The sequence below is a fragment of the Bacillus cereus group sp. N6 genome (assembly GCF_016483705.1).
Lineage (GTDB): Bacteria > Bacillota > Bacilli > Bacillales > Bacillaceae_G > Bacillus_A > Bacillus_A wiedmannii.
Window position 1 is genome coordinate 15296 of sequence record NZ_JAEHBI010000027.1, and the last position, 12918, is coordinate 28213.

A 12918-nucleotide genomic window follows, 5' to 3' on the forward strand; every position below is an offset into this window, starting at 1 on the left:
AGTCAACTACCTATATAAAAAATATAGATAGTTGAACGATTTATTTGAAAAGACGCTTAATCTTGTATAAACGAAGCAAGTGCCTCTAATAACACTTCTTGCGCTCCTACAATTTCTGTCGGCATTGCTTCCCACTTTTTTGAAAGCTCCGTTTCTACTCGTATTCTTAGCTCCGAATCCATTTCTTCTAGCACATATTCTTTCGTCGCTATATCAACATCAAGTAGCGCAAGCGCATATAATTCTGGATCATTTATTTTTTTAAATAATTGTTTCAATATAGCTGGTGCTATATGTTTTAATTTTTCAATATGAATTTCCTTATCCGAAAATAGTAACTCATATTGAATAAACGTAACATTTTCTTTAATCACTTTAAAATAGCAATTATTTTTTTTATCATTTACAAAGTAACCGTTCGGATCTGCAATAATACTCTCTACTTTACGAATTAAATCTGGCAAACTACTCGCCGCCATTACAGTCCGCTGCTCAACCTCACTCGGCGAAATGAATGTAACGCGATACTTATTCTGCGCCATCCTCCTCACCTCTCCTTTTATAGAAATCTATCGTCACAAATAAACTTATTAGTCCATCTAACACGCTAAGACCACAGGTATTATTCATACTACACTTCGCTTAAATTTTAAACTAACCTAGTAACTCTTCATATCTCTGGTCTTAAACAACGGTCAAGCACCCACATAAGCACTAACCGCTACCACACATACCGCCAGGTCCTCTCTCAAAACCTAACAAAGGGCTTTTAAAAGCTTTTAAAAGCTTTTTAAGAGCTTTTTAAGAGCTTTTCAATAACTCGATGTTATTGAACCAAAATGCAATCTGCTGATCCGTTATCCCTGATAATGTAATAAAAAACTCACGGCACTTCATCTCGTCCTTAAACAGTTGATACTTCCATTCTCCTTCGCTACCAACACTTACGAAATAAAACTCATGAATACGGCCAATAATTGATTGCTTTTCACCAAATGAATATGCAGGTACTTGCTTGATTTCAAAGTGATCCGGTAAATATATATGCTCTTCTCGTTCCATTTTTAACACTTGCTCAGCAAGTTCACGTTTATTTTCGAAAAAAGGCAATTGTAAAATTCGCTCTTGTCTTGTCGTCATACGAATAAAAAACCCTTTCTACTACATTACAATTTTTCTTTATTATATATTATCGAATTAAGTTTACAACTTCATTTAATACTTCATCAGAAACTTTAATTACTTTCGCATTTCCTTGGAATCCGCGTTGATAAAGCATTAAATCAACAAATTCTACAGATAAATCTACGTTTGAACTTTCTTTTGCTGACCCTCGTACATTACCTGCACCATTCTCACCAGCAACACCTATTCCTGGAATACCCGCTGATGGTGTCGCAACGTAATTTCCATTCCCTGTTTTCATTAATCCACCTGAATTCGGGAATGTAGCTACAGCTAGTTGTCCTACAACTTTCATACTACCATCTGAATATTTCATCATAACGAAACCACCGTCAGAAATAGAATAATCATTTGCAATTGCAGCTGGGCGCCCCGTTACTTCTGTTGTAGAAATAGTTTTCCCTGTCGGATAATTTGTTAAACCACTTAAATCCAGTTTCAATCCCTTTCCAAAAGGAATATCAATCGTTCCACCTTTAGTAATTTCACCAGTTACTGGGTCTTTTTGTACAGGTTCATCTGTTTGCTTTAAATTCCCTAATGTATCAAATATAAGAGGTTTATTGTCCGGCATACCTTCAATAGGCTTAAATTCTTTGTCGTTTTTAGAATCATTTCTTACAGAAACTGAATATGTATATTCACCTGCCAACGGCTTTTCAACTTCTTTACCATCTGTCTTTTGCTTAATATTTACACGTAACGTTAACGAGTTCCCTTCCGCATCAAAAACTGTAAATTCGTGAGATAATGCATTTTGGTTTCTCGGAAGGTTTCCGCCTATTGTCGCTTTATCTGTTTGAATCCCACCAACAGCTGATCCCATTGGAATATGAATTGGGCTTGGTCGTGAAGAAAAATCTACTTCTTGTGTTCCTGTTTTTACACCATAACCTAGTACATACTGTCCACCTGTATTTGTAACATAGCTATCTTTCGATACACCAAAAGACCCTTTTCTCGTATACTCTACATTTCCAGCATTACGATCACCAACTAAAAACAAACCGTTTCCTTCTATCGCTGTCTCCATCTTATCACTAGTTAAAGTAATAGAGCCATCACTAAAATCTGTAGATGTCCCACTGAACTTTACACCGTTACCAATACTCTTTGGATTCGTACCAGCATAAGCACCATCACCACGTGAACCAACCGTATTATTATATAGCAAATCATCAAAAATAGCCTTTTGCTTTTTATATCCAACTGTTTGTGCATTTGCAATATTATTTGAAGTAACACTTAATGCATTTTGTGCTGCATTCATCCCTGTAATACTTGTATATAACGCTTTAATCATAACCTTTGTACACTCCTTTTATTAATCTTGCTTAACCTCTTCATTTTTTTCTATATCATCTTTCTTCTCATCTTCCGGATTAGTTTCTGTTATCGGTTTATCAGAAACCCTCTCTATGAAACGAAGTGAGATAACTTGATTATCAACAATAAGTTGCACATCGTTATTTTCAGCAAGTCGAACTGTTTCCACTTGACCAGTCACTTGCTTTCCATTATTGCTTACACCTCTAACGTACTTTCCTAAAAACTTCATCCCTCCATCAAGAGCCGTCGAATACATCGTTGATTGCAGTTTATCTACTGCTTTCGTCATATTCTGTACTTGCTCCATAAGCGATAGCTGTGCTGTTTGGTTCATCATTTGGTTCATATCCATCGCATTAAACGGGTCTTGATGTTGAAAGCTTGCTAAGAAAAGTTTCAGGAAATCATCTTTATCCATAATACCGGGTGTTTTTTGAGTACTTGCTGATACTCCGTTTGCTTGTTGAGCTGTCGACTGTGCACCAGTAACAGATGCGTTTTTTGTTTGTGCTCCTGCTTGTAACGGAATATGATTTGTACTCGTTGTATTTAATCCAACTGTTGGCACACTTTATTCCTCCAATAATCCCGCAAATTCTTTTGAATGTTGTTTTTCATGTTTCGTACTTGCTAATTTTTGTTTTTGTCTTTGCTCTTGTTCTCGCTGTTCTTTTCGATTTTCATCTTTATCTGAATAGCTAATTTGAATATTGATTTCTTTTTCTTTTAACTTCAGTCTCAATTCATCAAAAATGATTTCAACACGTTTTTTCGCATCATGTTTTTCCATTTCTACGTGAACATCAATTTGATCTCCATGTTTTTTCATAAACACCGTTAATGTACCAAGTTTTTCTGGATTTAACTGAAATAAAACACGCTCTTGTTTCACTACAAATTTTTGCAACGCTTCTACTTGTGCTTCCATTTTCTTTCCTAAGTCAGGTAACGTAACTTTCTCAGCGCCACTATTTGATTTTCCTATTTGATCCGTACCCGTTGCTTTATTTAGTAACTCCGCACCCGTTGAACTCGAATCGTTTAACACATCACCTTCAGGCAACTCTATCTTTACATCATCGCCCTCAGCTTTTGGAAGATCTACATCTAAGTCTTTGGAATCTTCTTGTTTTTTTGCGATATTACAAGTTTCTGTTTCTACAACTTTCAATACTTGCATCGTTTGCTCTGGCATCGTCACTTTATCTAATACCATTTGCATTGTATCTTCTAAACATATAGCATTTTTGATATTCATATTTGAAAGAAATTCTTGTAATTGTTGTAATTCTGCTGCGGGTAATTCGTTAAGTTTTATATTTCCATATTCTTTATACAGCTCTTGTATTTTTTGTATGTATTGATATAACAATTCTGGTTGCACACGTAATTGCTCAATTGCAACCATTTGCTCAGATACAGCTAATAACAACTGTTCTGTCTCTTTTTTTTCTTCCTTCTTTACAATTGGCTCTTCTTTCGTTACTGATTGTTTAGAAAGAATATATTCTTTTTTTTCTTCTTTTGGTGCTTCTTCTCGTTTCATTTTCTCCGTTTTCGGCTGCTTTTTATTTTCCATTCTCATCGTACGATCGAATGAAGAATCTTCACTTTTTGATTGTACTTCTAGCCCTTTTTCTTTTTGCGGAGGTAAACTTTGTTGCACCGGTAATACAGACTGTATCACTATATTCACCTCATCCATTCATACACATTTTCAAATCAAGAAGCATTTTTTCTTCCTGCTTTTCTCTTACTTTAGCAAGCTTTCTACAACCTTCTTGATACATCTCATCAATGACACGTTCTTTTTCTTTTACCTGTTCTAAAAGGCTTTCATTTTTTTGAATAAATTCTTCCGTTTTTTTAATTTTCCGATTCCATTCTTCTATTCTTTCAGGTGAAAACGTATGTGACGAAAGCATACCAGCCATTATACGCTGCCCGGTTTGTACGACTTTACTACGCGATTTTACAACATATAAATCATATTCTTTTTTTTGTTCTATTTTTCTTTTTTCACCTGTTAATTCATACACTTCTTTCAAAATCTGTTCTTTTTCTTGATTTATTTGCAATTTTATCGTGTCGTACTGCTGCTTATCCACCTGTTTTCATAGCCCCTTCCTATTATAACGTTCTCTTTTTCTATTATATAGTTTTTTTCCAAAAAAATCTGTGAAATATTAAAAAACAAAAAAATAAGACCTCTTGGGCAGAGGTCTTATACTGTATGGTGCATCGCTTCAACAATATCATCAAATTGAAAACTATCAGATCGACCTTGTTTTAAAAACGTATTTATACCTTCTACTTTATTTTTACATTCAAAAATATAAGCATTTTCTGCATTTTCTTGAATCGTCCCTAATTTAAAATACAATTCATTTTCTTTATAAACAGATAAGATTTTTCTCATTTCATTTGCAAGTTGCCAATGAGTTGGCGAAACGATTTCTTCCATAATCCTACTCACTGAGTCTAGCACTGAAATAGCAGGGTAATGACTAAGTGTTGCAAGTTCACGCTTTAATACAATATGCCCATCTAAAATACCACGCGCTAAATCTGGTACAGGGCCGTTTAAATCGTCTCCATCAACGAGTACGGTATAAATACCTGTTATGGATCCCTTTTGTGTTTTCCCAGAGCGCTCTAACAGCTTCTTCATATAACTTTCCATTAAGAGTGTTTTACCACCGATCGGCAACTCTTTAACGGCAATATCAACACTTCTACGCGCGTCAGCAAAACGAGTAACAGAATCCATCATAAGAAGTACGTTGTTGCCTTGGTCTCGGAAGTATTCAGCGATAGATGTTGCAAGTTTCGCTGCACGAAGTTGCATTAGGTGACTTTCATCTGACGTTGCTACGACAACGACGCTTTTCTTCATACCTTCCTCGCCTAATTCTTTTCGAATGAAGTCTTTTACTTCCCGGCCACGCTCTCCTACTAAACTAATAACGTTTATATCAGCTTTTGCATTTTTTGCAATCATTCCGAGTAAAGTAGATTTACCAACACCTGATCCAGCAAAAATACCAATCTTTTGACCGATGCCAATTGTTAGCATAGAATCAATAGATTTAATTCCAGTTTCAAATACATCGGTAATCTCTTCCCGCTCAAATGCATGAATAGGCGGAGCATCTAACTTTATTTTTTGCAATGGAATGTTTTCAGCGTTTTCATTTAACACTTCTCCATTTGCGCTTAACACTTTTCCGAGTAAATGATTCCCATGAGGTATGACAACATCTTCTGCAATTAGTGTAACTGAATCTCCATAACATACTTTTTCTGTTTGCTCAAATGGAAGTAGCATATTGTTTTCTTTTTCAATCGCAATCACTTCACATAAAACATTATGTTCCCCAACGAAACAAACATCTCCAATTTTCGCCTTTGGCCCTTTCGCTACGAAAAACTGTTCTTGTACACTATGAACTTTACCGACTTTCGTATAAAACGGCGTTTCAATAAATGTATTCCATTTTTGGTTTTCATTCATTACTAGTCGATTCATACATTTTGCTCCTCAAATAACTTCCCCTCTTCCCATTTCTGGCGAAGTTTCGCAAATATAGGTGCAAATTTAAATTCAAAGAACTCTTTCTCTTCTTCCAGAACAAATTCACCGAACTGCAAGGAGAAATCATACTTCCATTCTACTAATTGTAGTAGCCAATATTCTTTCGTATTTTCCTTCTCTTCTTGAATACGTTCAAATGTTTCTGGATGTACTGTAATGACTAATTTTTCAAACGAAGTAGGCAACGTTTGAACGATGCCAGTTAAAATAGGTAACACATCAAGCACGCGCGAATCTACTGCTTGATTTACAATTTTTTCTGCTAGTTGAAAAGATTGATCCCATAATAACTCTGTCCATTCATATGCTGTTTCTTGTTGTTCTTTTTGAAACTGCATACGTGCTGCTTCCATCTGTTCCATTTGTTCATGAATATGCATTTGAAATTGTTCTTTATCTTGCAATAGCTGTTGACGCTCTCGTTCTAACATTTGTTGTTCTTGCCTTAGTCGATTCATTTCCATATGTAACGATTCTTGTTGCGCGCGAAGTTCTACATGATCAACTTGTAATTCTTCCTCTTCTATATGAACTGCGGCTGGCTTTGGAAATTGTAATTCATACGTTTCTTCAGAAAAAGAAACAGAATTCTTCGGAATTCTGTTTTTAAATAAGGACATCATCTTCACCTCTTTGAACGATAATTCTTCCTTCCTTCTCTAGCTTTTTCACTGTGCCTGTAATCGTTTGCTGTGCCTTTTCAGCATCCGTCATCTTAAGCGGTCCTAAGCCATCTAATTCTTCTAGAATCATCTCTTTACGGTTTGAAGACATACATGTAAATAATTTCTCTTTAATTTCTTCTTTTGCAATTTTAAGTGCTTTCGCAATAACACCGTTATCTGTAATTTCTTCTAATACACGACGAAGTGCAAGATCTTCAAGTCCGAGTAAGTCTTCAAATACAAACATGTTTTCTTTAATTTTCTCAGATAACTCATAATCCATTTCATCCAGCTTTTGAAAGACTGTTTTTTCAACACCTCGTGAAACATTATTTAAAATGTTTACTATTGTTTTCAAGCCATCCGTTTTATTAATTGCATTAAATGCCATATTATTTAATTTTGATTTTAATAAATCACCAATTTGATTTATTAATTCACCATCAACTTGCTCTAGCTTCGCAATCCCCATTACCGTTTCTACTCGCTTATGATCTGGTAATCTCTCAATTAATTGAGAAGCAAGCTGCGGTTTAATATAAGAAGCGATAATCGCAATCGTTTGTGGCGATTCATCATTAAGTACAGTAAGAAGCGGTTCTAAATCCGCAAGTGAATTTAAGAATTCAAACGGATTATCTTTGTTATACCAAAGATCTTCCAATAATTTTTCTAGTTCGTCTTCTGGCATATTTTTAAATATGCGACGAATATATTCTTTATCCGGAGTCACTAGGTTTAATTCTTTTACATTTAATTCATATAAGAACTCCCCTAGTACATTTTCTAACGTTTCCGGTTTATATACACGAAACTTCGCGATTTCACGAAGTAATACTTCTTTTTCCTCAGCCGTCATATATTCAATGACTTTTGCTGCCACCCCTTCTTCTAATGTACGAATAAGGATGGCAGCTTTTTCTTTGGAGGAGATTTCATCTAACATCGTTGTTCCTCCCTTACTGTCCATTTAACCATTTTTTAATTACTTTTGCAGTTCCTTCTACATGTTCTTTCGTAGCATCATGCACTTGTTCATCTAACGTTGGTTCTTTCGGTTCTTCTGGTTCTGGTTTTGGCTCTGGTACTATTTTTTCTTCAGGAATTTCCATGATACTTTCATTACTTGCAGCAATTTCCTCTTCTGCTAAGTATTCTTCATATTCCTCTTCTTCTTTCTTTCTCTTACGTCTTGCTAATAAGAACCATACTAGACCACCAATCGCTAATAAACCAGCTGGAATTCCACCGAATAACCACCAGTTTATACCGCTTTCTTCTGGTTCTTTCTTCTTCTCTTCTTTCGGCTGATCAAACTGAACAGTTACAACGTTAACTTGACCGTTTGTAAAGTTTCCATTTGGATCAGCTTGAAGCCCAGCAGCTGTGCCGATTGCTTCTTTGAAAGTAGTCATATCTATTTTTCGTTTTACTAACGTATCGTTGTCTACCCATACTACAACATTTGTTTTCGTTAATTCTGGGTGTTTCTTAATCGTTTCAACTGTTTTATCTATTTCATAGTTTTCAATTTTGTTACCATTTTTATTATCATAGACGATTTTACCATTTTGATTATTGTTCGTACCGTAATTTGGTACTTCACCGTTCGCTGTAATACCCGCGCCTTGTTTCGTCTCTGCTCCTTCTTGTGCAGTAGAGCTTTCTTCTTGCTCTTGTTTACTACGAAGTACACCTTTATCACCATATTTTTCTGACTGGCGTGTAACTTCATCATAGTTTACAGACACTTTCGTATTCACTTTATATTCATTCGGTTTAAACATCGTCATTAATGTTGCATCAATATCTTGCTTTAATTTACCTTCAATTTGTTGCTGCATCTCTACTTCTTTTTCATAAGAAGAGGAACTAGTAGAATGCGCTTCATCTGCTCCTTTTGAGATAATACCTTTTTTGCTATCAATCACACTTACTTCTTCTGCTTTTACACCTGGAACTGCTGCACTAATCATTTGCTGTATACCTGCAACCTGATCTGCAGTTAATAATTGGCCACGTTTCACACCTACAGTAATTGCCGCTGTTCCTTTTGCTTTTTCTTCATCAAAAATTGTCTCTTTTTCAGGTAATGTAATTTGAACATTCGCCGTTTCAACTGTCGCAAAGTTTCTTACGATATCTTGCTCCAATTGCTTTTTCGTACCGACAATTTGCTTCATTTTTTTATCTTGCTCACTTGAACCGAGCGAGCTTTCTAATAAAATTTCCTCACCGCTTTTAGAATTAAACGGTAAGCCCATCCCATTCATTTCTTTTCGAACCCATGGAGCATCATTCTTTTGCACACGAATCGAACCATCGGCCGCTAATTGATAATCGACACCTAACTTCGATAATTCTGCTGTAATCTCTTGCTTATCTGTATCATTTAAATTTTGATATACAACAACATATTTATCTGGCAAGGTGAAGTATAAAAGTGCTCCTGTTACAATCGCTAAAAGCGCAGCACCGAGTACTAACTTATGCCACGTTTTTAATGATTGGATAACATTTTTTATCTTTTCCATTTAAACACACCCGTCCACTTTTCTAAATTTGCATATTAATTAGTGACTTATAATTTTCAATAAGATTATCACGTACGAGAGCAGCCGTTTTCATTTGGGACTCTGCCTTCTTCTGCTGAATCAAAACGTCATGCGTTTCCCCTACCCCTTTAGTTAGTAAATCGTATACTGCTGTTTGCGCATTGTTTTGCGTTTGATTCATATCTTCCAATAAATCGATAAACTTTTTCCCCTCAACTACAGATGTTTGAGACGTTTTCGGTGCACCAATTGACTGAATTGCTCCAAATGGCTGCGTATTTAACATTGGTTGAATTTTCATATTACTATATTCCCCCTTATCCTCGGCCGATTTCTAAATCTTTATCAAGCATTTTTTTATTCGCATTTAATACACTTGTATTCGCTTCGTACATTTTTTGGGCAACCATTACATTCGTCATTTCAGCAGTCACATCAATATTTGGATAACGTACATATCCTTCTTCATTTGCATGCGGATGTGTTGGATCATACACTAAGTTTTCAGTTTTATCTGCTTCAATACTTTTTATTTTTACTCCATTTGTAGGAGACCCCTCTAACATATTTGCAAAACTATTGTTTGATTCTAGCACTACACTACGACGCTCATATAAATTCGCCCCCGGAGCAGCCGTTGTATTTGCATTTACAATATTGTTAGAAGTAACTTCCATCCACTTTCTCGCTGTCGTTAGCCCTGAGCCACTTGCATTAATTGCCTGAAACATCGTTGTCTCTCCTTCTACTTTTAACGTCCGCGTGCCGCTTGGTTAATTGCATATTGTGTATTAATCGCGTTAATTGAAATACCGTATAACTGATTTGCTTTCATTAAATCTAGCATTTCTGTCGTTACATCCACACTATTTCCATCTTTATTCGTTTGCATTGATTTTGTTTGCATCTTTGCATATGTATTTTTCGCATTCACTGTCGGTAAGTGCATTTCATTCGTTTGATATAAATCTGGATTGCTCTTTAAGTCCGCAGCATTGTTTTTATATAATGCACTACTTTTATTCATTTGCTCAGCAAATGTTACATCTTGTGCTTTATAGCCGGGTGTATTCGCATTTGCAATATTACTAGAAACAGTATTTCGTTTCGTCACTAAATAATTCATATAATGGCCTACATCACTCACTAAATCTGGCATATTCCACACCCTTTCTTTTTTAACTTCATGATCCACTGATGGAAGTTTCACTTCATTATTTATTTTCTTATATGTGTTTATTAAAATATTAACAATCATGTACCCTTACATATTTTATTCCATTTTTCCATTGTTGTCTTTAGAAAAATACAAAAATATAAAAAAGAATACAAAAAAACTGTATACACGCAATAATCTATGAAACATTTCAATATATAATCTACAAACTAAAGTTCATTTTTACATTATTTAGATTACTACTATTTTTCATTACAGTCATAAAATGAAACCTCAATCAGCGGAAGTCTTTATTTAAACAAAGGAATGGATCCCCTCTTAAAAGGGGAATCCGTTTCTAAACTCTATCACTAAAATTTACCGTAAAATGAATTAGCTTTCATGCGCCCATCATTTGTCATAATCATTTCTTCCAAAATCTTTTGCTTATCTCGAATATGCTGTGCCGCCTTAATAATGAATGGGCTTACTTCTGCTGCAACTTGCGCACGTGTTTCCTCATCCAATGTCATCATCCAGCGATTTAACATTTCACTCTTCTCAGCAAACTCTCCATCTGACACTTGCAATTCACCGATTTCATTAAAACAGCCGACAAACGTCCGATAAATATCATTGTTCATTTTCAAGTGCTCCGCGGTAACCATCTATTAAATCTTGTAACACTTTCACAATCGCATCCATGTCTTTTGCTTCCCGCGTTACTTTCATTGTTTGAATTTGAATGCTAATCCAATCGTATAAGCCATATAAACTATCATATAAATCTTTCGTAATTTCAGGATTTAATTGAAGCTTTAATTCTTCAAAAATACGTTCTAACTTTTCAAGAAGTGCATCTCCTTCTTGTAGCTTAAAAGTATGTAACAGTTCTTCTAAATTACGAAACTCTACAATACATCTTTCATAAATAAAAATTGTATTTTTAATTGGATTACTCGTCATGATATCGTTTTGCATATAACGTTGCCATGCTTGCATACAATCACTTCCTTAGCTTTCATTAATCATCACTTTTTTGTTTTGTCATTGCTTTAATTGTTTTTAATTGACTATCAAGCGCCGCTAATGTACTCTCTAGCTTTTGATACTTCTTCACAATTTCATCTTGTTTTTGCAAGTTTTGCGTTTCAATATCTTTAATCTTTTTATCTAAATCACTTACACGTGAGTCAATGCTTTTTACTCTCTCTCCGACTACACCTTTATCACCAAATAACTTATCAAGTGGCTCTTCCATCATTTTTCCTAAACCGTTAGAACTAAAGAAAAATTGCTTCGCTGCATCCGGTTTTTCTTTTAACGCTTTCGTTAATGCTTCGTCATTAACTTCCATCGTTCCATCTTGCTTTAATTGAATACCAAATGAGAATAAGTAATTGCCATCTTGTGAAAATGTTACAACATTGTTCATAGCTTGACGCACACTTTGCATAATAGTTTGCCCTTGGAAAACTCCACCTTTCCCAGCAAAAATATCCACAGTAGAAACAGCTTTATTATAATCTGCAACCATCTTTTTAATAATATTTGATGCGTCTGTTACGTTTGAGTCACTTACTGTGAATTTTAGATCTATACCTTTTGCTTTTTGGTCTGCATCTGTACCAGTTCCGCCTTCTGGTTTATTTTCCACCTTTGATTCCGTCACTTTCAATAGCTCAATCTTTACACCTGGCAATGCTTCAATTGTATTACTATCACTTTTTCCCTCAACACCATTAATGCTATATTTTGCATCTAGCGCTTCATTAATAGTATTTAATTTCATTTCCGTGGCAAGTGGGTCTTTGCCTTCCACTTTCGAATAAAACAAATCTGTAAGTACATTAGGCGGTGTCTTTTCTAATTTAATTTCATTCGTTGCCCCTTCTTTTTTCGAGGTCATGAAAATTTTATCTCCAAGTGTATAAGCCGATACACCATAATCTCCATCATTAATTTTGTTAATTAAATCCTTATATGTCATATCAGTTGTTACTTTTAGTTCTTTACCACCTAATTTTATTGTTTCATCTTTAGGAAGCTTCGCATTTATATCAGTAACCTTATTAGAGGCTATTTGATGACGCTGTGCAAGCTGTGTAATTGTCATATTGAAAGTGCCTGCAATTGCACCACCATCAGCTTTTACGTTAATGTAGCCGTCTTGTGATGTTGTTACTTTTTTCTCATTTCCTTTAAAAGCCGCTAAGTTTTTAAAAGTTTGTGTAAAAGAACTAAATTCCGATTTCAAACTCGTATATACCAGTCTGTCATTCGTAAGGTCAGTCTTTTCTTTCGTATACGGTGTTTTCCTCATATCTAACGCATTCATTTCTAATTCAACGAAGTTAGAAGTATCGATCATATTATTTCCGAGGTTCCATATTTGTTGTCTACCACCGATACCTGTCATTGTTCCTGCCATAA

Annotated in this window: 16 protein-coding genes; all 16 read right to left on the reverse strand. The window is 35.1% G+C overall.

The window, feature by feature from the left end:
* Positions 1-56: 56 nt before the first annotated feature.
* The 16 genes from JDS99_RS18480 to JDS99_RS18555 all read right to left on the reverse strand — a co-directional run bounded on the left by JDS99_RS18480 (position 57) and on the right by JDS99_RS18555 (position 12916).
* Positions 57-542, reverse strand: a complete 486-nt coding sequence (locus JDS99_RS18480; RefSeq protein ID WP_000068318.1) for a hypothetical protein — start codon at positions 540-542, stop codon at positions 57-59.
* Between the two features lie 259 nt (positions 543-801).
* Positions 802-1140: a DUF3964 family protein gene (locus JDS99_RS18485; protein ID WP_098857525.1), complete on the reverse strand. Its 339-nt coding sequence runs from the start codon at positions 1138-1140 to the stop codon at positions 802-804.
* 49 nt (positions 1141-1189) lie between these two features.
* The gene (gene flgE, locus JDS99_RS18490; protein ID WP_078183430.1) at positions 1190-2488 is read right to left on the reverse strand and encodes a flagellar hook protein FlgE; all 1299 of its coding nucleotides are present in this window, start codon (positions 2486-2488) and stop codon (positions 1190-1192) included.
* Between the two features lie 21 nt (positions 2489-2509).
* Positions 2510-3082: a flagellar hook assembly protein FlgD gene (locus tag JDS99_RS18495; protein ID WP_098857526.1), complete on the reverse strand. Its 573-nt coding sequence runs from the start codon at positions 3080-3082 to the stop codon at positions 2510-2512.
* A 3-nt stretch (positions 3083-3085) separates the two neighbouring features.
* Positions 3086-4201: a flagellar hook-length control protein FliK gene (locus tag JDS99_RS18500; protein WP_141555629.1), complete on the reverse strand. Its 1116-nt coding sequence runs from the start codon at positions 4199-4201 to the stop codon at positions 3086-3088.
* Positions 4202-4211: 10 nt separating this feature from the next.
* Positions 4212-4622: a cytoplasmic protein gene (locus JDS99_RS18505; protein WP_098857528.1), complete on the reverse strand. Its 411-nt coding sequence runs from the start codon at positions 4620-4622 to the stop codon at positions 4212-4214.
* A gap of 116 nt (positions 4623-4738) precedes the next feature.
* Positions 4739-6043, reverse strand: coding sequence for a flagellar protein export ATPase FliI (gene fliI, locus JDS99_RS18510; protein WP_098857529.1), 1305 nt, complete (start codon positions 6041-6043; stop codon positions 4739-4741).
* The gene (locus JDS99_RS18515) at positions 6040-6729 is read right to left on the reverse strand and encodes a FliH/SctL family protein (protein ID WP_098857530.1); all 690 of its coding nucleotides are present in this window, start codon (positions 6727-6729) and stop codon (positions 6040-6042) included. The genes fliI and JDS99_RS18515 overlap by 4 nt, the downstream gene beginning before the upstream one ends.
* Complete coding sequence (locus JDS99_RS18520; RefSeq protein WP_000883360.1) at positions 6716-7720, reverse strand: flagellar motor switch protein FliG; 1005 nt, start codon at positions 7718-7720, stop codon at positions 6716-6718. The genes JDS99_RS18515 and JDS99_RS18520 overlap by 14 nt, the downstream gene beginning before the upstream one ends.
* 13 nt (positions 7721-7733) lie before the next feature.
* Complete coding sequence (fliF, locus tag JDS99_RS18525) at positions 7734-9308, reverse strand: flagellar basal-body MS-ring/collar protein FliF (RefSeq protein ID WP_199695474.1); 1575 nt, start codon at positions 9306-9308, stop codon at positions 7734-7736.
* A 22-nt stretch (positions 9309-9330) separates the two neighbouring features.
* On the reverse strand, positions 9331-9630 hold the full coding sequence (fliE, locus tag JDS99_RS18530; RefSeq protein WP_000701682.1) for a flagellar hook-basal body complex protein FliE: 300 nt from the start codon (positions 9628-9630) through the stop codon (positions 9331-9333).
* A 16-nt stretch (positions 9631-9646) separates the two neighbouring features.
* Complete coding sequence (gene flgC, locus JDS99_RS18535) at positions 9647-10060, reverse strand: flagellar basal body rod protein FlgC (RefSeq protein WP_060489730.1); 414 nt, start codon at positions 10058-10060, stop codon at positions 9647-9649.
* 20 nt (positions 10061-10080) lie between these two features.
* Entirely contained in the window at positions 10081-10488 is a 408-nt protein-coding gene (gene flgB / locus JDS99_RS18540) for a flagellar basal body rod protein FlgB (RefSeq protein WP_062822519.1), read from the reverse strand.
* Positions 10489-10856: 368 nt separating this feature from the next.
* A complete protein-coding gene (locus JDS99_RS18545; protein ID WP_001058080.1) occupies positions 10857-11129 on the reverse strand; it encodes a hypothetical protein in 273 nt (90 codons plus the stop codon).
* On the reverse strand, positions 11119-11487 hold the full coding sequence (locus JDS99_RS18550) for a flagellar export chaperone FliS (protein WP_001149518.1): 369 nt from the start codon (positions 11485-11487) through the stop codon (positions 11119-11121). The genes JDS99_RS18545 and JDS99_RS18550 overlap by 11 nt, the downstream gene beginning before the upstream one ends.
* Positions 11488-11509: 22 nt before the next feature.
* The gene (locus JDS99_RS18555) at positions 11510-12916 is read right to left on the reverse strand and encodes a flagellar hook-associated protein 2 (RefSeq protein WP_098857531.1); all 1407 of its coding nucleotides are present in this window, start codon (positions 12914-12916) and stop codon (positions 11510-11512) included.
* Positions 12917-12918: the final 2 nt, after the last annotated feature.

Bases quoted from the DNA above. Each gene is read 5' to 3' on its own strand.
- fliF (WP_199695474.1), bottom strand. From the start codon at position 9,308: ATGGAAAAGATAAAAAATGTTATCCAATCATTAAAAACGTGGCATAAG.
- flgE (WP_078183430.1), bottom strand. From the start codon at position 2,488: ATGATTAAAGCGTTATATACAAGTATTACAGGGATGAATGCAGCACAA.
- JDS99_RS18545 (WP_001058080.1), bottom strand. From the start codon at position 11,129: ATGAACAATGATATTTATCGGACGTTTGTCGGCTGTTTTAATGAAATC.
- fliE (WP_000701682.1), bottom strand. From the start codon at position 9,630: ATGAAAATTCAACCAATGTTAAATACGCAGCCATTTGGAGCAATTCAG.
- flgB (WP_062822519.1), bottom strand. From the start codon at position 10,488: ATGCCAGATTTAGTGAGTGATGTAGGCCATTATATGAATTATTTAGTG.
- fliI (WP_098857529.1), bottom strand. From the start codon at position 6,043: ATGAATCGACTAGTAATGAATGAAAACCAAAAATGGAATACATTTATT.
- JDS99_RS18550 (WP_001149518.1), bottom strand. From the start codon at position 11,487: ATGCAAGCATGGCAACGTTATATGCAAAACGATATCATGACGAGTAAT.
- JDS99_RS18515 (WP_098857530.1), bottom strand. From the start codon at position 6,729: ATGTCCTTATTTAAAAACAGAATTCCGAAGAATTCTGTTTCTTTTTCT.
- JDS99_RS18520 (WP_000883360.1), bottom strand. From the start codon at position 7,720: ATGTTAGATGAAATCTCCTCCAAAGAAAAAGCTGCCATCCTTATTCGT.
- flgC (WP_060489730.1), bottom strand. From the start codon at position 10,060: ATGTTTCAGGCAATTAATGCAAGTGGCTCAGGGCTAACGACAGCGAGA.
- JDS99_RS18485 (WP_098857525.1), bottom strand. From the start codon at position 1,140: ATGACGACAAGACAAGAGCGAATTTTACAATTGCCTTTTTTCGAAAAT.
- JDS99_RS18480 (WP_000068318.1), bottom strand. From the start codon at position 542: ATGGCGCAGAATAAGTATCGCGTTACATTCATTTCGCCGAGTGAGGTT.
- JDS99_RS18555 (WP_098857531.1), bottom strand. From the start codon at position 12,916: ATGGCAGGAACAATGACAGGTATCGGTGGTAGACAACAAATATGGAAC.